This is a genomic window from Mesorhizobium sp. EU05-FHT14A09, from assembly GCF_058790995.1.
Genome location: NZ_JBYTDF010000007.1, coordinates 127,033 through 145,272, shown reverse-complemented (window position 1 = coordinate 145,272; position 18,240 = coordinate 127,033). Strand labels below are relative to the sequence as shown.

The 18,240-nt window shown below is 62.2% G+C and carries 15 protein-coding genes and 1 other RNA gene; 6 read left to right on the top strand and 10 right to left on the bottom strand.

Translation table 11 applies throughout. The annotated features are described in order from the left end of the window. The first annotated feature begins 239 nt into the window (after nucleotides 1-239). On the top strand, nucleotides 240-2,267 hold the full coding sequence (locus AC3WTO_RS22475) for a long-chain fatty acid--CoA ligase (protein WP_492463243.1): 2,028 nt from the start codon (nucleotides 240-242) through the stop codon (nucleotides 2,265-2,267). 203 nt (nucleotides 2,268-2,470) lie between these two features. Further along, nucleotides 2,471-2,812, top strand: coding sequence for a hypothetical protein (locus tag AC3WTO_RS22470; RefSeq protein ID WP_492463138.1), 342 nt, complete (start codon nucleotides 2,471-2,473; stop codon nucleotides 2,810-2,812). 25 nt (nucleotides 2,813-2,837) lie between these two features. On the opposite strand, the gene AC3WTO_RS22465 is transcribed toward AC3WTO_RS22470, so the two are convergent. From AC3WTO_RS22465 to AC3WTO_RS22435, 7 genes are all read right to left on the bottom strand, one after another. After that, complete coding sequence (locus AC3WTO_RS22465) at nucleotides 2,838-3,779, bottom strand: 2-hydroxyacid dehydrogenase (protein WP_492463242.1); 942 nt, start codon at nucleotides 3,777-3,779, stop codon at nucleotides 2,838-2,840. A gap of 41 nt (nucleotides 3,780-3,820) precedes the next feature. Next, nucleotides 3,821-5,452 carry an ABC transporter ATP-binding protein gene (locus AC3WTO_RS22460; RefSeq protein ID WP_492463137.1) on the bottom strand — a complete coding sequence of 544 codons (1,632 nt, stop codon included), beginning with the start codon at nucleotides 5,450-5,452 and terminating at the stop codon, nucleotides 3,821-3,823. After that, nucleotides 5,449-6,594, bottom strand: a complete 1,146-nt coding sequence (locus tag AC3WTO_RS22455; RefSeq protein ID WP_492463136.1) for an ABC transporter permease — start codon at nucleotides 6,592-6,594, stop codon at nucleotides 5,449-5,451. Before AC3WTO_RS22455 ends, AC3WTO_RS22460 begins: the two co-directional genes overlap by 4 nt. Beyond that, a complete protein-coding gene (locus AC3WTO_RS22450; RefSeq protein WP_492463135.1) occupies nucleotides 6,594-7,700 on the bottom strand; it encodes a microcin C ABC transporter permease YejB in 1,107 nt (368 codons plus the stop codon). Before AC3WTO_RS22450 ends, AC3WTO_RS22455 begins: the two co-directional genes overlap by 1 nt. A 141-nt stretch (nucleotides 7,701-7,841) precedes the next feature. Next, the gene (locus AC3WTO_RS22445; RefSeq protein WP_492463134.1) at nucleotides 7,842-9,701 is read right to left on the bottom strand and encodes an extracellular solute-binding protein; all 1,860 of its coding nucleotides are present in this window, start codon (nucleotides 9,699-9,701) and stop codon (nucleotides 7,842-7,844) included. Beyond that, nucleotides 9,701-11,584, bottom strand: coding sequence for an extracellular solute-binding protein (locus AC3WTO_RS22440; protein ID WP_492463133.1), 1,884 nt, complete (start codon nucleotides 11,582-11,584; stop codon nucleotides 9,701-9,703). Before AC3WTO_RS22440 ends, AC3WTO_RS22445 begins: the two co-directional genes overlap by 1 nt. A 150-nt stretch (nucleotides 11,585-11,734) precedes the next feature. Further along, nucleotides 11,735-12,358 (bottom strand): c-type cytochrome, encoded by a 624-nt coding sequence (locus AC3WTO_RS22435; protein ID WP_492463132.1) that lies wholly within the window; start codon nucleotides 12,356-12,358, stop codon nucleotides 11,735-11,737. A gap of 188 nt (nucleotides 12,359-12,546) precedes the next feature. Here AC3WTO_RS22435 and AC3WTO_RS22430 point away from each other — a divergent pair, with 188 nt between their 5' ends. After that, entirely contained in the window at nucleotides 12,547-13,275 is a 729-nt protein-coding gene (locus tag AC3WTO_RS22430) for a 3-deoxy-manno-octulosonate cytidylyltransferase (protein WP_492463131.1), read from the top strand. A 17-nt stretch (nucleotides 13,276-13,292) separates the two neighbouring features. Next, nucleotides 13,293-14,159 carry a prephenate dehydratase gene (locus tag AC3WTO_RS22425; RefSeq protein WP_492463130.1) on the top strand — a complete coding sequence of 289 codons (867 nt, stop codon included), beginning with the start codon at nucleotides 13,293-13,295 and terminating at the stop codon, nucleotides 14,157-14,159. 26 nt (nucleotides 14,160-14,185) lie between these two features. Here AC3WTO_RS22425 and AC3WTO_RS22420 read toward each other — a convergent pair whose 3' ends face one another. The 3 genes from AC3WTO_RS22420 to AC3WTO_RS22410 form a co-directional block, all read right to left on the bottom strand. Next, the gene (locus AC3WTO_RS22420) at nucleotides 14,186-14,587 is read right to left on the bottom strand and encodes a RidA family protein (protein ID WP_492463129.1); all 402 of its coding nucleotides are present in this window, start codon (nucleotides 14,585-14,587) and stop codon (nucleotides 14,186-14,188) included. Nucleotides 14,588-14,684: 97 nt separating this feature from the next. Then, nucleotides 14,685-15,632 (bottom strand): NAD(+) diphosphatase, encoded by a 948-nt coding sequence (nudC, locus tag AC3WTO_RS22415; protein ID WP_492463128.1) that lies wholly within the window; start codon nucleotides 15,630-15,632, stop codon nucleotides 14,685-14,687. 36 nt (nucleotides 15,633-15,668) lie between these two features. Continuing rightward, the gene (locus AC3WTO_RS22410; protein ID WP_492463127.1) at nucleotides 15,669-16,088 is read right to left on the bottom strand and encodes an HIT domain-containing protein; all 420 of its coding nucleotides are present in this window, start codon (nucleotides 16,086-16,088) and stop codon (nucleotides 15,669-15,671) included. 137 nt (nucleotides 16,089-16,225) lie between these two features. On the opposite strand from AC3WTO_RS22410, the gene ffs reads away from it, so the two are divergent. Both ffs and AC3WTO_RS22400 read left to right on the top strand, forming a co-directional pair. Continuing rightward, nucleotides 16,226-16,322, top strand: an RNA gene (gene ffs / locus AC3WTO_RS22405) — signal recognition particle sRNA small type. Nucleotides 16,323-16,426: 104 nt separating this feature from the next. Further along, nucleotides 16,427-18,238 carry a DNA polymerase III subunit gamma/tau gene (locus AC3WTO_RS22400; RefSeq protein WP_492463126.1) on the top strand — a complete coding sequence of 604 codons (1,812 nt, stop codon included), beginning with the start codon at nucleotides 16,427-16,429 and terminating at the stop codon, nucleotides 18,236-18,238. Nucleotides 18,239-18,240 lie beyond the last annotated feature (2 nt).

Genomic DNA, 18,240 nt, shown 5'->3' with positions numbered 1-18,240 from the left:
CCCCGGCCAAGGCAGCCGCTGCTCCGGCCACGAAAACCGCGAAGACAGATGTGGCGAAAGCCAAGCCGGTAGCGCCTGTGAAGCCGGTGGCAGCGAAGCCTGCGGCCACGGCAAAAGCTCCGGCCAAAGCGAAGGCCGCCGCCAAACCAGCGGCCGCTGCCGCGAAAGCTCCGGCCAAGACAGTCACGGCCAAAGCGGCACCGGCCAAGACCGCTGCTGCTCCGGCCGCGAAGACAGATGTGGCGAAAGCCAAGCCGGTAGCGCCTGTGAAGCCGGCGGCGGCGAAGCCTGCGGCCACGGCAAAAGCTCCGGCCAAAGCGAAGGCCGCCGCCAAACCAGCGGCCGCTGCCGCGAAGGCTCCCGCCAAGACAGTCACGGCCAAAGTGGCACCGGCCAAGACCGCTGCTGCTCCGGCCGCGAAGACAGATGTGGCAAAAGCCAAGCCGGCGGCACCAGTGAAGCCCGCTGCGACAAAGCCTGCGGTCACGGCAAAGGCCCCGGCCAAGGCAAACAGCGCGGCCAAGGCATCAGTAGCGCCGGCAGCCCGGCCCGCGACCAAGGACCTTCCCAAGGCGATCGCCTCCCTCGCCGCTGGCCAACCGGCGAAAGCTTGGCTGGCAAGCTATGCGAGCGTTGTTCCTGCCGAAATCGCCGGCCTGCCGGCGGAATCCATCGGCGACCTGCTGGTCACGGCCTGCAAGCAATATGCATCGCACCCGGCCTACACCTGCATGGACAAAACCATGAGCTATGGCGAGCTGGAGCGGCATTCGACGGCCTTCGCCGCCTATCTGCAATCGAGGGGGCTGGCCAAGGGGGCGCGCGTCGCCATCATGATGCCGAATGTGCTGCAATATCCGGTCGCGATGATGGCTGTGCTCAGGGCTGGCTACACCGTGGTCAACGTCAACCCGCTCTACACACCGCGCGAACTCGAACACCAGCTCAAGGATTCCGGGGCCGAAGCGATCGTCATCCTGGAGAATTTCGCCACCACGCTGCAGGCGGTTGTCGCCCGCACGCCGATCAAGCATGTCATCGTCGCTTCCATGGGTGACATGCTGGGCGGCCTCAAGGGCATGATCGTCAACCTGGTCGTGCGCAAGGTCAAGAAGCTGGTTCCGGCCTGGTCTCTGCCGGGCCACGTCAAATTCCCAGCCGCTCTCCGGGAAGGGGCAGGCAAGGCCTTCAAGCCGGTAGCGGTCACCCGCAACGATGTCGCCTTCCTGCAATACACCGGCGGCACCACCGGCATTTCGAAGGGCGCTACCTTGCTGCACAGCAATGTGCTGGCCAATGTCGAGCAGAACCGCCTGTGGCAGGAAACGGCCTTCGTCAAGCGCCCACGCCCGGACCGCATGGTCTTCGTATGTGCGCTGCCACTCTATCATATCTACGCGCTGACGGTGAACGCGCTGATGGGCATGCAGCAGGGTGCGCAGAACATCCTGATCCCGAACCCGCGCGATATTCCGGGCTTCGTGAAGGAACTGCAGAAATATCCGGTCAATGTCTTCCCCGGGTTGAACACGCTGTTCAATGCGCTGCTCAACAACGAGGATTTCCGCAAGCTCGACTTCAAGCCATTGCTTCTGGTCTTTGCCGGCGGCATGGCGGCGCAGCGGCCGGTGGCCGAACGCTGGAAGAAGCTCACCGGCGTCAACATCTCGGAAGGCTACGGTCTTTCGGAGACGTCGCCAGTTGCGACCGCGAACCGCTTCGACGCCGATGAATTCACCGGCACCATCGGCCTGCCGATCCCGTCGACCGAAATCTCCATTCGCGACGAGGACGGCAATCCGGTACCGCTCGGCGAAGTCGGCGAGATCTGCATCAGGGGCCCGCAGGTCATGGCCGGCTACTGGAACCGGCCCGACGAGACCGCCAAGGTGATGACGGATGACGGCTACTTCAAATCCGGCGACATGGGCTTCATGGACGACAAGGGCTACACCAAGATCGTCGACCGCAAGAAGGACATGATCCTGGTCTCCGGCTTCAACGTCTACCCCAACGAACTCGAGGAAGTTGTTGCCCAGCATCCCGGCGTGCTGGAGGTGGCTGCGATCGGCGTACCGGACGAAAAATCCGGCGAGATCCCCAAGCTGTTCGTCGTCAAGAAGGATCCGGACCTCACCGCCGAGGCGCTGCTGGCATATTGCAAGCAGAACCTCACCGGCTACAAGCGGCCGAAATACATCGAGTTCCGCACGGAACTGCCGAAGACCAATGTCGGCAAGATCCTGAGGCGTGAACTGCGCGGATAGGATACGAACGCCACAGGCCGAGGTCGAAGGGCACCCAAGCACAGTTGCGGGTATGGCTGCAGCCGTGCGAAATGGCGGCCCGAACTTAGAGCATTTCCGTTTCTTACAGAAACGAGGAAATGCTCTAAGGTTTGTATTCGTCCGCATTTTTTGCGACGCTAGGTGACCCCGCTTGGCTGCAAAATGCCCTAGGAGATTCGCCGATGGCGCCGAGATCGCCCGCTTTCCTGTTGCTGCTGATGTTGGCTGGCTGCGCCGGCGATGCCTCACTGGTCTCGCGCCAGGATGCGGCCGTGCAGACGTCGATCCAATACGACAGGATCGAATGCAAGAAGCTGATCTCTCAGCGTGACTCCATCGCAAGTGCCAACGGCCTCGCCACCGATGCCAAGCCGGTGTTTGCCGAAACCCCGCTCGGGCTCGGCCCTGTACTGCCCGACACCCGTTCGGCGAAAAAGCAATCGGCCGACAAAGCTGCCGGCCAGATCGATGCCATGAACCGTTCGCTGATCAGGCGGCAGTGCATCCCGAAGCCTGCTGCTTGACCGAAAGCGCTGCAGCGCACGCCGATCAATAACCGGCTGCGCGATCGACCGTGTTCTGGAGCGGTTCGCCGCGTTCAAGGGCCGACATCTGGGCCAACATGATCGGCACCAAATGGTTGGGGTCGGATGTCGCCGCCGCATGCGGCGTCACATAGACCTTCGGATGGCTCCACAGCGGGCTGGTCTTGGGCAGCGGTTCAACTTCGAAGACATCGAGGCTTGCTTCCTTCAGGATGCCCTCGTCCAGTGCCCGCGCAATGTCATCGTCCTTCTGCAGCCGGCCGCGACCGGCATTGATCAGCACGGCGCCACCCAGCCCGTTCCTGCGGCGCAGCTCCTTCAGCAGCCCGTAATTGACCATGCCTTGAGTGGTTGGCGTCAGCGGCAGCAGCACCACCAGGATGTCGGTCGCGTTAAGGAAGGGGATCAGCCCGCTGTCGCCGGCATAGGTGGTGACACCTTCCATCGGCCGCACGCTGCGCGACCAGCCGTTGACGCAAAAGCCCAGTGACAGCAGCACCGACGCTGCCGCCCTGCCCAGCGTGCCCAGTCCCATGATCCCGACGGAGATGTCGCTGGCCGGTCGCTGCAGCGGTTCGTGCCATGTCTTCTTCTGTTGCTGATAGCGATAGAGCGAGCCCTGGCGATGATGGTCGAGAACGCGCCAGACCACATATTCGGTCATGTATTGCGTGAGGTTGTCGGCCACGACCTTGACGATGGGCACATTGGGCAAGCCCGGATCGTTGAAGATATGATCGACGCCGGCGCCGATCGAAAAGATGGCGCGCAGGTTCGGCAGGCTGGAAAGCAGATTGGGCTTGTGCTTCCACACCACCGCATAGGCGATCGAGGGATCGTCCTTTCCGGCAGGCTCCGTCACCACGTCGCGCTCGGCTGAAAGCAATTCGTGCCAGCGCTGCGGATGAAATCCGGTGACCGAGAGCAGGACGCGGCCCTTTTCCAGAACGGACATGCTTCTTTCTTCCCCCGAGGGTTATGCCGCTGCTAGTCGTTGACGGCGCCGAGCGGCGCGGTCTCGATGCGGAAAGCGGCCGAGATCAAGGCCCGAGTATACTCGGTCTGCGGCCGCTCGAAAATTTGTTCGGATGGTCCAGCCTCGACAACTTTGCCGTTGCGCATGACGATGACGTCGTTGGCCAGCGCCCGGATCACCTTGAGGTCGTGGCTGATGAACAGATAGGCGAGATTGTGCTTGGCCTGCAGGTTGCGCAGCAAGTCCACCACCTGCGCCTGCACGCTCATGTCGAGCGCCGATGTCGGCTCGTCCAGCATGACGAAACGGGGCTTCAGCACCATGGCGCGTGCGATCGCCACGCGCTGGCGCTGGCCGCCGGAGAATTCGTGCGGGTAACGAAAGCGCGTCGAAGGGTCGAGGCCCACCTCGCTCAGGACGTCGACGACGCGTTGATCGCGGTCTTCGGCGCTGAGTTTCGGCTCGTGGATCTTCAAGCCCTCCTCGATGATCTCGGCGATCGACATGCGCGGGCTGAGCGATCCGAACGGGTCCTGGAAGACGATCTGCAATTCGCTGCGCAACGGCCGCATGGCGCTGAACGAAAGCTTGTTGATGTCGCGCCCGTCGAACTGGATCGCGCCCGTCGAAGAGATCATGCGCGACAGCGCCAGGCCAAGTGTCGTCTTACCTGAACCGGACTCGCCGACAACGCCCAGCGTCTGGCCGGCGCGCACGGTCACGTCGATGCCGTCCACCGCCTTCACATGGTCGACCACGCGGCGGAAGAAGCCCTGCTTGATCGGGAACCAGACCTTGATGTCGTCACCACGCATCACCGCCTTGGCATTGTGATCGGCTGCCGGTGGCCGCCCCTTGGGTTCGGCCGCGAGCAGATGCCGCGTATAGGCATGTTGCGGATTGGCGAAGATCTCCTTGGTCGGGCCTGTCTCGACGATCTTGCCCTTAGTCATGACGCAGACGCGGTCGGCAATCTTGCGCACGATGCCAAGGTCATGGGTGATGAACAGCATCGACATGCCGTTCTTCGTCTTGAGCTTGGCCAGCAGTTCCAGGATCTGCGCCTGCACCGTCACGTCGAGCGCGGTGGTCGGCTCGTCGGCGATCAGCAGTTCGGGCTCGTTGGCCAGTGCCATGGCGATCATCACGCGCTGGCGTTGGCCGCCGGACAGCTGGTGTGGATAGGCGTCGAGCCGCTTTTCCGGTTCGCGGATGCCGACCTCATTGAGCAGCTCGACAGTCCGCTTGCGGGCCTGTGCCTCGCCCATGCCCTGGTGCAACCTCAGGATTTCGCCGATCTGCCGCTCGATCGTGTGCAGCGGGTTCAACGATGTCATCGGCTCCTGGAAGATCATGGTGATCTTGTTGCCGCGTACGTTTCGCAGTTGCCGCTCGTCCAGCTTGAGCAGGTCCTGGCCGCCGAACTGGATCTCCCCGGACGGGTGGCTTGCCGGCGGATAGGGCAGGAGCTTGAGCACCGAAAGTGCCGAGACCGACTTGCCGGAGCCGGATTCGCCGACCAGGGCCACCGTCTCGCCCTTGGCGATGTCGAAGGAGATGTGGTCGACAGCGGTCGAGACCTTGCCGCCTTGCAGGAAGGCAACCGAAAGATCGCGGACGGAGAGAAGAGGCGTCTCGCTCACTTGAAGGTCTTTCTCGGATCAAAGGCATCGCGGGTCGCCTCGCCGACGAAGATCAGCAGCGATAGCATCAACGAAATCACCACGAAGCCGGACAGGCCGAGCCAGGGCGCGTTGAGATTGCGCTGGCCCTGCTTCAGCAATTCGCCGAGCGAAGCCGAGCCGGGTGGCAGGCCAAAGCCGAGGAAGTCGAGCGAGGTCAGCGTCGAGATCGAGCCGTTCAGGATGAATGGCAGGAAGGTCAGCGTCGCCACCATTGCGTTGGGCAGGAGATGGCGGAAGATGATGGTGGCGTTCGGTACGCCGAGCGCCCGCGCTGCGTTGACATATTCAAAATTTCGGGCGCGCAGGAACTCCGCCCGAACCACGCCAACGAAGGCGACCCAGGAAAACAGCAGCATCAGCCCGAGCAGGATGAAGAAGCCTGGCGGTAGCACGGCAGCGACGATCAGCAGCAAATAAAGCACCGGGATCGCCGACCAGATTTCGATGAAACGCTGGAAAAGAAGGTCAGTCCAGCCGCCGAAGTAACCCTGGATCGCGCCGGCCGAGACACCGATCAACGCCGAACCAAGCGTCAGGATAAGCCCGAACAGCACGGAAATGCGGAAACCGTAGATGACGCGCGCCAGCACGTCTCGCGCCTGGTCGTCCGTACCCAGCCAGTTCCAGTTGCCGACGATGCAATCGGGGTCGGCTGCTTTCAGCGGATACTGTCCGCAGCGCTTCTCGGCGTCGTACATCCAGGACGGTTTGGAGGGAGCCGCTTCCGGGACCGCATTGTTGACGGTGCGATAGGAATAGCGGATCGGCGGCCAGATCATCCAGCCATTGGCGTTGATCTCGTCACGGATCACCGGATCGCGATAGTCGGTGACCGCATAGAAGCCGCCGAATTTCTCTTCCGGATAGGCAACCAGCACCGGGAACAGGATTTCACCCTTGTAGGAAGCGATGACCGGCTTGTCGTTGGCGATGAATTCCGAACCCAGCGACAGCACGAACAGCACGAGGAAAATCCACAAAGACCAGTAGCCGCGCCGGTTGGCCTTGAAGTTGGCCCAGCGGCGCTGGTTGAGCGGAGAGATCCTCGGTCGCCCGACAGGTGCGGCATCGGCGACGGGATTGGCTGCGATATCCGCCATCACACGTCTCTCCGCTCGAAGTCGATGCGCGGATCGATCCAGGTGTAGGTGAGGTCGGAGATCAGGCTTACGAACAGGCCGATCAGCGACATGATGTAGAGATTAGCGAAGACGACCGGGTAGTCGCGGTCGACCACTGACTTGAAGCCGAGCAGGCCAAGCCCATCCAGCGAGAAGATGTTCTCGATCAGCAGCGAGCCGGAGAAAAAGGCAGAGATGAAAGCGCCGGGAAAACCGGCGATGACGATCAGCATCGCGTTGCGGAAGACATGGCCATAGAGCACCTGTCGCTCGGACAGGCCCTTGGCGCGCGCCGTCACCACATATTGCTTGCGGATCTCTTCCAGGAACGAGTTCTTCGTCAGCAGCGTCGAGGTGGCGAAGGCCGACAGCACCATGGCCGTCAGCGGCAGCGCAAGATGCCAGAAATAGTCGAGGATGCGCTGTGGCCAGGACAGTTGGTCCCAGTTGTCGGACGTCAGGCCACGCAGCGGGAACCAGTCCCAGAACGAGCCGCCTGCGAACAGGATCATCAGCAGGATGCCGAACAGGAAGCCGGGAATCGCATAGCCGATGATGACGATGGCGCTGGTCCAGGTGTCGAAGGAGGAGCCGTCCTTCACCGCCTTGCGAATGCCGAGCGGGATCGAGATCAGATAGGAAAGCAGCGTTATCCAGAGGCCGATGGAGATCGAAACCGGCATCTTCTCCAGGATCAGGCTCACCACGGAAATGTCGCGGAAGTAGCTGTCGCCGAAGTCGAAGCGCGCGTAGTTCCACAGCATCAGCCCGAAGCGCTCGAGCGGCGGCTTGTCGAAGCCGAACTGCTTTTCCAGCTTGGCGATGAATTCAGGATCGAGGCCCTGCGCGCCGCGGTATTTGGAGTTGACGTTGGCGGCCGGGTCGAAATTGTTGCCGCCGGCAAGATCGCTGCCACCGCCGCCGCCCAGGCGGTCGGAGGCACTACCACCCTGGTTGGTCAGCTTGGCGATGACCTGTTCGACCGGTCCGCCGGGCGCGAACTGCACCACCACGAAGGAGATCGCCATGATGCCGAACAGCGTCGGGATCATCAGCAGCAGTCGGCGGAGGATATAGGCGCCCATCAGCTTTTCCCTTCTCCCCGTTCACGGGGAGAAGGTGCCCGAAGGGCGGATGAGGGGCAGCATTCAATGTTGTGAGGCTCGCGCTGCCCCTCACCTGCCTGCCGGCATCCTCTCCCCGCGAGTGGGGAGAGGAAAGCTACATCACCCTTTGCCAATCTTTGCCGCCTTGTCCTTGTCGAACCACCACAACGCTTCAATCGGGAAGGCATAATCGGGCTTCGGCTCCTTGAAGCCGAACATGTCCCAGAATGCCACCCAGTGATTCGCCTTGTGATAGTTTGGAATCCAGTCGTGCCGCGCGCGCAAGACCCGGTCGAGCGCTCGCATGGCGGTAATCAGGCTTTGCCGGTCCCTGGCCGCGCCGATGGCGTCCACCAGAGCATCGACACCCGCGTCGGAGATGCCGGCATAATTGCGTGTTCCCGGCATTGCCGCGCTGCGTGAATGGAAGAACTGCTCCATCTCATCCTGCGTCGGCGACGGTGAAAACAGCGCCGCCGCAATGACCATGTCGAAATCATAATCCGACAGCCGGCGCTGATATTGCGGCGTGTCGACGATGCGGGAGGTGGCATCGATGCCGACGACCCGCATGTTTTCGATAAAGGGGGAGAAGCGTTGCGACAGCACTTCTTCGTCGCTCAGCATCTCCAGCGTCAGTCTTTCGCCCTTGTCGTTCTGGACGAAGGAACCGTTACGTTTCCAGCCGGCCTCCGCAAGCAGCTTCGACGCCTTGCCGAGCATCTTGCGGTCGCGGCCCGAACCGTCCGAGACCGGTTGCAGGACGGCTTCGCCGAAGGCCGCCTCAGGGATCTTGCCGCGCAATGGCTCCAGCAATGCCAGCTCCTCGGTACTCGGCTTGCCCTCGGCGCGATAGTCGGAAAGCTCGAACATCGACTGCGAGCGGTCATAGAGATCGTAGAAGAAGTTGCGCCGCGTCCATTCGAAATCGAAGCAGAGACCGATGGCCTCCCGCACCCTGATGTCGTTCAGGGCGTTGCGGCGATGGTTGAGCGCCAATGCCTGCATGAGCGGACGCTTTTCGGCCGCGAACTCGTGCTTGATGACCTTGCCTTCCTTGAGCGACGGAAAGTCATAGTCGGTGGCCCAGCTGCGCGAGACCGACTCTTCCCGATAGAAGGTGTCGCCCTTCTTCAAGGCTTCGAAAGCCGCCCGACGATCCAGGTAGAAGTCGATACGAAGGCGATCGAAATTGTACTGGCCGCGATTGACGTTGAGATCGCGTGCCCAGTAGTCGGCGACGCGGTCGTATTCAATCGTCTGGCCCGGAGCGACGCGCCCGACCTTGTAGGCGCCCGAGCCGAGCAGCGGTCGCATGCCGCCCTTGAAGCCGTTGGCCTCGATATCGGCTCTGGACAGGATCGGAAAGCCGATGACCGACAGGATGAGCCGTTCGCTCTGCTTGCCGTCGAAGACGAGCCGGAGCGTCTGTTTGTCCTCGGCGACCGCATCGGTGAGCCGTGCCAGCGGAATGGAGAAATCCGGAGCGCCGTCGTTTTTCAGGAGCTTGTAGGAGAAGGCGGCGTCTTCCGCCGTGAGCGGGGAGCCGTCATGGAACCGCGCTTCCGGCCGGAGCTTGAAGGTGAAGCTGTTGCGGTCACGCGCGATCGTCACGGTTTCCGCCACCAGCCCGTACATCGAATCGGGTTCATCCAGCGCCGATGCCATCAATGCATCGAAACACATATCCATGCGTGGTGGCGCGTCGCCCTTGAGAATGAACGAATTCAACGTGTTGAAGGTCTGCGGGTTCTGATTGAACACCCAGGTGAACGGCGCAAAGTTGAACGTACCGCCCTTCGGAGCATTCGGGTTCACATAGTCGAAGTGCTCGAAGCCGGCAGGGTATTTAAGGTCACCGAAGGCCGAAAGCCCATGCAGGGGCGTTTCGGTCGGGCTTGCCGCAAAGACCCGGCTCGGCAAAAGAGCGACGGCCGCCGCCGCTGCCCCGAGCGCCAGCAGAGCGCGACGGGTCGCCATCAATTGAGGCCTTTGTATTTGGCGGCCAGCGCCTTTTCCTTGTCGACATCGATCCACCAGGAATCGATGTCCGGCCCGACATAGGACGGCTGTTTGTCCGGAATACCGAATTTGTTCCAGTACGCCAGCCGCACGTCCGGACGTGTGAACTGCGGCACCGCGTAGAAATTCCACAACAGCACGCGGTCGAGCGCGCGGGTGGCGGCCAGCAAATCGTCCCGGTCCGCGGCGAAGATGACCCGGTCGACCAAAGCGTCGACGACAGGGTCCTTGATACCCGAATAGTTGCGCGAACCCGGCGTGTCGGCAGCCTTCGTCGACCAAAAGTCCCGCTGCTCGTTGCCCGGCGAATCCGACTGCGGCAGCACGGCGGTGATCATGTCGTAGTCGAAATTGTTGACACGGTTTACGTACTGGCTGCTGTCGACGAAGCGCAACGTGGCGACGATGCCGATCTTGCGCAGCATGGTGACATAGGGGTTGAGCGTCGCTTCGGCGCCTTGCCTCGAATCGAGGATCTCAAAGGCGAACGGCTGGCCTGTCTTGGCATTGACCATCTTGCCGTCGCGGATCACCCATCCTGCCTGCGCAAAGAGATCGACCGCTGATTTCAGGATCTTGCGCTCTGCCTGGGGATTGTCGAAAGCGGGTATCTTGAACTCGTCCGTAAACAGCTCCGGAGGCAGCTTGTCCTTGTACTGGTTGAGGATATCAAGCTCCTTGCCCTGGGGCAGGCCGCTCGAGGCAAGATCCTTGCCCATGAAATAGCTGGTGATCCGCGTGTTCAGCCCGAAGGACTGCGTGCGGTTGACCGTGTCGAAATCATAGAGGTAGGACAGCGCCTGGCGCACGTGGCGATCCTGGAAAAGCGGCCGGCGGGTGTTCATGATGAACCCCTGGAAATTGGCAAGCGCCGCGGCCGGGAACTGTTTCTTAATGACGTCGCCGGCCTTCAAGGAAGGGAAGTCGTACTTCGTCATCCAGTTGCGACCGCTGTTTTCGACGTTGATGTCTTCCAGGCCGCCTTTGGTGAAGGCGAGCCATGCGGCACTGTCGTCGAGGAAATAGACGTAGCGTTTGGTGTCGAAATTCTCGCGGCCGATCTTCACGGGCAGCTTGGCGCCCCAATAGTCAGCTGCGCGTTCCCAGATGATCTCCGAGCCCGGCTTGAAGCTTTTCACCTTGTAGGCAGCCGAACCCAGCGGAATTTCCAGCGTGGGTTTGGTGATGTCGCGTTTGTTGCCTTTGGCGTCCGTGCCTTCCCACCAATGCTTTGGCAGGATGGCAAGGTCGCCCATGATCTTGGGCAGCTCACGATTGCCCTTCTGATCGAAGCGGAATTCCACCTCGTGCTCGCCGACGGCCACGGCCTCGGTAACGTTGGCGAAATAGCGGTTGTAGAGCGGGCTGTTGGCCTTCAGTACGGTGAACGACCAGATCACGTCATCGACGGTGATCGGCTTGCCGTCGTGCCATTTGGCCCGTGGGTCGAGACGGTAGGTGGCGGATGAATAGTCGGCTGGATACTTGTAGGCGTCGGCGATCAACGGGTGGCTGACGCTGCCTTCGTCGATGGCCTGCTCCATCAGCGTTTCGTACAGCAGGCCGCCGCCGAACGGCGAGAAGCCTGCAGCAGGGGATCCTTGCACGATGTAAGGGTTGAAACTGTCGTAGGTGCCGATAACGGTCGAATTCAGCGTTCCGCCCTTGGGAGCATCCGGGTTCACGTAATCGTAGCGCTGGAAATTCTCACCGTATTTCGATTCGCCGAGCAGCGAGGAGGTGGTGCGCCACTCATCGGCGGATGCCGTGTGGATGCCGACGGCGAGAGCGACGCCTGCCGCGAGGAACTTCAAGGGCATCCCGAGCCGGAAACGCTGCATTCCTGATCCTTCTGCCTGTTGCTGGCCTGAACCGGCACCTTAGCTTATTCGCAGCCGGCGCAAACCGGCAGAAGCTGCCTATTTGCCCGCGCGCAACAAAAAAGCCGGGTCAAACCCGGCTTTTTCGTGATCTTTGGAATGACAAATCCGTCAGTTCGCGGGCTTGGCCTCTGCCGGCTTGGCGTCGGCTGGTGCAGCAGCGGGAGTGGCTGCAGGTGCTGCGCCAGCTTCCGGCAGCGGTGCCGGGCTGTCGGACAGCGTGCGCAGGTAAGCCAGCAGGTTGCCGCGATCTTCGTCCTTGGGCAGGCCGGCGAAGCCCATGGCAGTACCCTTCACGAGACCCTTCGGCGAAGTCAGGAAGTGGTTCAGGTTCTCGAAGGTCCATTTGTTATCGCCTTTGGCGAAATCCTTCATGCCGGCCGAATAGGCGAAACCTTCATGATGTGCGACCGGGCGGTTGACGATGTCCCACAGATCCGGACCGATCTTGTTGGGCCCGCCCTTCTCGCCGCTGTGGCAAGCCTGGCACTTCTTGAAAACGGTGGCGCCGGCTTCGGCCTTGCCTGCGGCCAGCAGATCGGCGACCGGGGTCGCGACCTTTGCTTCCTTGCCGCCGCCGCCCGCAGCTTCCGGTTCAGCCGCTTCGATCGTGAAGCCGGGCTTCTCAGGCTTGGGCGACGCGAACAGCGAGTCGGATACGATACCGACCGAAAAAACCACGAACACGGTTCCGAGCAGGCCGGCCAGTACCTTGTTGACTTCGTTGGAATCCATAAACCCCAGCTCCCTTTTCCGGCAGACCGTTCCGTCCTTCCGGCTGTCGGTATCGAGACCCTCCCCGTCGAGGGGGTCAAATCGGGCGGAAACTAGGTCTTTTGCTATTCCGTTGCAACACCTATAAGGGCGCTTCCTGTGAGACCTTTTGCCACTTTTCGTCCCGCCCGTTCAGTTCCGCGCCAATCATGTCCACATTGATCCTGATTCCCGCCCGCATGGCTTCCACCCGGCTGCCGGGCAAGCCGCTGGCCGATATTGCCGGCAAGCCGATGATCGTTCATGTGGCGGCCCGTGCCGCGGAGGCTGGTCTCGGCCGCGTGGCAGTCGCGACCGATACCGACGCGGTGGCTGACGCGGTGCGCGCACATGGTTTCGAGGCGGTGATGACCCGCGCCGACCATCAGTCCGGCTCGGACCGGATTTTCGAGGCGCTCGGGACCTTCGATCCGAAAGGCGAGATCGAGACGATCGTCAACGTCCAGGGCGATCTGCCGACTGTCGAACCGGCCATCATCCGCGCTGCGCTGAAGCCGTTCGAAGACAAGGCCGTCGACATAGCAACGCTCGGCGTCGAGATCGTGCGCGCGGAAGAGAAAACCAATCCGAACGTCGTCAAGATCGTCGGGTCGCCGCTCTCGGAAACGCGGTTGCGGGCCCTCTATTTCACACGCGCCACTGCGCCCTGGGGCGAAGGCCCGCTTTACCATCATGTCGGGCTTTATGCTTACCGTCGCACCGCGCTCGAAAGGTTCGTGGCGCTGAAGCAATCGGTGCTGGAGCGCCGCGAAAGCCTGGAGCAGCTTCGTGCGCTCGAAGCAGGCATGCGCATCGATGCAGAAATCGTGCGTTCGGTGCCGCTCGGCGTCGACACGCCCGAGGATCTGGAACGGGCGCGCGAAATTCTGTCTCACTGACGAAGGCCTAGCTAAGAATGTCTCCTGCCCCCACCAACCGTATCTCGTTCCAGGGCGAACCGGGCGCCAATTCCGACACCGCCAGCCGCAACATGTTTCCGACGATGGAGCCGTTGCCCTGCCCGACTTTCGAAGATGCCTTCAATGCCGTGGAGACCGGCAAGGCCGATCTCGCCATGATCCCGATCGAGAACACCATCGCGGGACGCGTCGCCGACATCCATCATCTTCTGCCGGAATCGAAGCTGCACATCATCGGCGAATATTTCCTGCCGATCCATTTCCAGCTGATGGTGCTGCCCGGCGTGCAGCGTTCCGAAATCAAGACGGTGCACAGCCACATCCATGCGCTCGGCCAATGCCGCAAATACATCCGCAAGAATGGCTGGAAGCCGGTCGTGGCGGGTGACACCGCGGGTTCGGCAAAATTCGTGGCCGCCGAGAAGGACCGCACAATGGCCTCTCTGGCACCGCGCCTCGCGGCCACCCTCTACGGCCTCGATATCCTGGAAGAAAATGTCGAGGACACCGATTCGAATGTCACCCGCTTCGTCGTGCTGACCAAATCGAAGCAATGGGTCGAGCGCCCCTCGCCGGACACCAAGATGATGACCACTTTCATCTTCCGCGTCCGCAACGTCCCGGCCGCGCTCTACAAGGCAATGGGCGGTTTCGCCACCAATGGCGTCAACATGACGAAGCTGGAGAGCTATCAGCTCGGCGCGTTCACCGCGACGCTGTTCTACGCCGACATCGAGGGCCATCCGGAAGATCCGGGCGTCAGGAACGCGCTTGAGGAACTGCGCTTCTTTTCCAAGGAAGTTCGTATCCTCGGCGTCTATCCGGCCAGCGATTCGCGCGAACAGTGGAAACTGGCGGACTGATCCCCGTCGGCCGGAGCGGTCCTGCTTTAGGGCAATACCGCTTCCGCCTCGATCTCGATCAGCCATTCCGGCACTGACAGGCCGGTGACGATGATCCAGGACGATGGCGGCGGATTGGTCGGGAAATACTGGCGCAGGGCTTCCGCGATCGGTCCCTGGTCGTCGCGGGCTGCTGCCGCGATGTAGATACGCAGCATCACCACATCGGTCAGGCTACCGCCGGCCTGTTTGAGCAGATAGTCGATGTTGTCGAGTGCCTTGACGGTTTGCGGGCCCATGCCGCCTTCGACCGTCTTTTCATGTTCGTCGACGCCGACCTGGCCGGACAGAAGCACCCTGCGCCCGCCTTCGACCACCATTGCCTGGCTGAAACCATATTGCTGGCTGCCAAACAATCCGGTGGGATTGAGCGTCTGACGTTTGATCAAGCCGTGCTCCTGAGCGTGGTCGCTGGCGCCACACCGGCAAGGCGTGGAGGCCGATCATATCGGAGCGATCAGCCGCGATTTCCAGGCCGGAAGGTAGTCAATTTGCGCTGTCCAGCCACGTCTTGATCAGGTGATGCGCGATGGCGCCCGGCGGTGGCGTCATCAGCCCTTCCGGATGGCGTCGTTCCAGCATCAGCCGCGTCTCCTCGCGTGAAAACCAGCGGCAGTCTTCCAACTCGCTGAGGTCGGCCTGGATGTCCTCGTTCAGCGCTTCGCCGAAGCAGCCGATCATCAGCGAATAGGGAAATGGCCAGGGCTGGCTGGCGTGATAGACGACGCGGCCGAGCCGGATGCCGGCCTCTTCCAGGGTCTCGCGACGCACCGCCGCTTCGATCGTCTCGCCGGGTTCGATGAAGCCGGCCAGCGAAGAATACATGCCGGGTGCGAAATGCGGGCCGCGCCCCATCAGGCATCGCTCGCGCGAGACCGTCAGCATGATCGCCACCGGGTCGGTGCGCGGGAAATGATCGCTGCCGCAGGCCGGGCAATGCCTCTTGTAGCCGCCGGCGCGCATTTCGGACGGGTTTCCGCATTTCGAGCAGAAACGATGGCTGGCATTCCAGGAAAGCAGCGCCGCGCCTTGTGCCAGCGCGCCGAGCGCTGCTTCGTCGACAAGACCCTGAATATAGACGGAGCGGTGATCGATCGCCTTGATGGTCTCCGGCAGCGTTTCGGCTGCCATGGCTGCCGGTGCCGCCAGGATCGGTTGTCCGTCGGCATATCCCAGCAGGATGGCGTCTGAAAGTATGGTTTCGACGCCGGCGCTCTCAGCCAGGTCGAACCATGGATCGAAAGTGCCGTCTTCTCTCAATTTCAGGTAGAGCCGGCCATCGCGCATCGGCAGGATGCGGACGCGCGGATCTTTCAGCGCAATTTCGACGCAGTCATCGGAGCGGTTCTCGGACTGACGGTCGATGCGGTTGCCGGCAAAGCCGACGAATTGACTGGGCTCGCGCAACGGCGCGTCGAACAGGCGAAAGGTCATGGGGAGACTCAGGGGCTCGGCGGATGTGTCGGCGATTTATAGCGCCGCCTTGATCAGTTCGGCAAACCGGTGGAGATCGGAGCGTTTGTAGGGCTCGCGCGGCCCCTGGCCCCAGACCGGCCCCGGCCAGGCCGTGTCGGCTTCGTTGCGGGCTATGACATGGACATGCAACTGGCGGACAATGTTGCCGAGGGCGGCGGTGTTGATCTTGGTGCAGTCGGTCGCTGCCTTCAGCGCCTGCCCGACCATGTTGGTCTCGAACGTCAGCATCGCCTGGTCGAGCGGGGTGAGGTCATGCAACTCTTCGATGCCGGGCCGCTGCGGCACCAGGATCAGCCATGGCCAGCGGCTATCGTTCATGATGCGCAGTTCGCACAGGCCGAGCCACAGCAATTGTTCGCTGTCTGCCTCCAACCGGGCATCCAGCGAAAATCCGGCCTTGAGGCCAGGCAGCATCGGCATTCCCCCTGAGAGTTGTAAGGAGGCTAAAACGGCACAGGTTTCGTCGCAAGCCCTTCCTTTGGTTTGACCCGATAGCCGACGGTTGTTCTGCACCCTTGCATTCTGGCGTCAAATTGCCGATATGGAGGGTGGGAGGTTGGTGGTGGACGATCCACTCGCCAACCGGGTCAGGTCCGGAAGGAAGCAGCCCTAACGAGCCCGGAACGGGTCATTGTTCCAGCCTCCCGCCTCTTCGCTCTTCTTCCGCGGTCCTTCTGTCGCGAACAACAACGGCGCGCAGCTCAGCGGGCGAAACCTATGCGGAAACAGGTTCGAGGGAGCAGTCAGGGCGGATGAGCGAAGCCGGAAACAATCCCGCACCGGAAAAGGCCCCTGGTGGCTACCGTGTCCTGGCGCGCAAATACCGTCCGTCCAATTTCTCGGAACTGATCGGCCAGGAGCCGATGGTCCGGACGCTGACCAACGCCTTTTCCACTGGTCGCGTCGCGCAGGCATGGATGCTGACCGGGGTACGTGGTGTCGGCAAGACAACCACCGCGCGCATCCTGGCGCGAGCGCTCAACTACAAGACCGCCGAGATCGATCGCCCGTCCGTCGACCTTTCCGTGCCGGGTGAACATTGCCAGGCAATCATGGAAGGCCGCCACGTCGACGTCATCGAGATGGACGCCGCCTCCCATACCGGCATCGACGATATTCGCGACATCATCGACCGTGTCCGCTATGCGCCGGTCTCCGCGCGCTACAAGGTCTATATCATCGACGAAGTGCACATGCTGTCCACGCAGGCCTTCAACGGCCTGCTGAAGACGCTGGAAGAGCCGCCGCCGCATGTGAAGTTCATTTTCGCCACCACGGAAATCCGCAAGGTTCCGATCACGGTGCTGTCGCGCTGCCAGCGCTTCGACCTGCGCCGCATCGACGCCGCCATGATCAAGGCGGATCTGAAACGCATCGCCGGTCTCGAACAGATCGAGGCGGACGACGATGCCTTGGCCATGGTCGCCCGCGCGGCCGAAGGCTCGATGCGCGACGCTCAGTCGATCTTCGATCAGGCCATCGCCCACAGTGCAGGCAATGTCACGGCCGAAGCCGTACGCTCCATGCTCGGTCTCGCCGATCGCGCCCGTATCGTCGACCTGTTCGAACACATCATGAAAGGCGATATCGCCTCGGCGCTGCAGGGTCTCAGGGCGCTCTACGATGTCGGTGCCGATCCTGCGGCCGCGCTCACCGATCTGGCCGAGTTCACCCATCTCGTCACGCGCCTGCGTTTCGTGCCGGGTGCAGCTGATGATGCCGCGCTGAGCGAGGATGAACGCACGCGCGGCGTCGAATTCTCGCGCACCCTGTCGGTACGGGTGCTGTCCCGCGCCTGGCAGATGCTGCTCAAGGGCATCCCGGAAGTACAAAGCTCCAACCGCCCGGTAAGCGCCGCCGAGATGGTGCTGATCCGGCTTGCCCATGCCGCCGACCTGCCTACGCTCGATGAGGCGCTGAAGTCGCTGGAGAACGGGCAGCCGGCGCCCGGCACAGCAGCGCGTGCGAATGGCGCCCCTGCTCCCGGCGGTGGAAACGGCGGCGCGGCCATGGCCACCGCATCGGTTCGCATGCCGGTCACCCCGGGCGGCGGACAGACCATGCGCCTGGTGGAGCCGGTTCAATCTCCCGCCTTCGTGCCGGCCCCCGAACCGGCACAGGAGCAGCAGTCGGTTCCGGTCAAATCCCTGGCCGACATCATCGCTCTCGCCGATCAGAACCGCGACATCGCCTTCAAGGTCCAGATCAAGCGCTACGTGCGCCCGGTGCACTTCGAACCGGGTCGCATCGACGTGACGCTGACCGAAGACGCGCCGAAGATGCTGCTCAACGAGATGACCTCGAAGCTGCGCGCCTGGACCGGCCGCAGCTGGCTGGTGTCGCTGTCCAAGGAAGAGGGCGGCCAGACGATGGCCGAGGTCGAGACGACGCGTCGCGAGATCGCCTTTTCGGACGCGCGCGCGGATCCGGCGGTGGCTGCCATTCTCGCCCGGTTCCCCGGCGCGAAGATCATCGACGTGCGCATTCCAGATGCGCCGAATGAAGAAAACGAAGATGCCGACCAGCCGATAGAGCCGGCTGCGGACGACGACATCGATTTTTGAGA

Bases quoted from the DNA above. Each gene is read 5' to 3' on its own strand.
- AC3WTO_RS22470 (WP_492463138.1), top strand. From the start codon at position 2,471: ATGGCGCCGAGATCGCCCGCTTTCCTGTTGCTGCTGATGTTGGCTGGC.
- AC3WTO_RS22455 (WP_492463136.1), bottom strand. From the start codon at position 6,594: ATGGCGGATATCGCAGCCAATCCCGTCGCCGATGCCGCACCTGTCGGG.
- AC3WTO_RS22450 (WP_492463135.1), bottom strand. From the start codon at position 7,700: ATGGGCGCCTATATCCTCCGCCGACTGCTGCTGATGATCCCGACGCTG.
- AC3WTO_RS22445 (WP_492463134.1), bottom strand. From the start codon at position 9,701: ATGGCGACCCGTCGCGCTCTGCTGGCGCTCGGGGCAGCGGCGGCGGCC.
- AC3WTO_RS22440 (WP_492463133.1), bottom strand. From the start codon at position 11,584: ATGCAGCGTTTCCGGCTCGGGATGCCCTTGAAGTTCCTCGCGGCAGGC.
- AC3WTO_RS22435 (WP_492463132.1), bottom strand. From the start codon at position 12,358: ATGGATTCCAACGAAGTCAACAAGGTACTGGCCGGCCTGCTCGGAACC.
- AC3WTO_RS22430 (WP_492463131.1), top strand. From the start codon at position 12,547: ATGTCCACATTGATCCTGATTCCCGCCCGCATGGCTTCCACCCGGCTG.
- AC3WTO_RS22425 (WP_492463130.1), top strand. From the start codon at position 13,293: ATGTCTCCTGCCCCCACCAACCGTATCTCGTTCCAGGGCGAACCGGGC.
- nudC (WP_492463128.1), bottom strand. From the start codon at position 15,632: ATGACCTTTCGCCTGTTCGACGCGCCGTTGCGCGAGCCCAGTCAATTC.
- AC3WTO_RS22410 (WP_492463127.1), bottom strand. From the start codon at position 16,088: ATGCTGCCTGGCCTCAAGGCCGGATTTTCGCTGGATGCCCGGTTGGAG.
- AC3WTO_RS22400 (WP_492463126.1), top strand. From the start codon at position 16,427: ATGAGCGAAGCCGGAAACAATCCCGCACCGGAAAAGGCCCCTGGTGGC.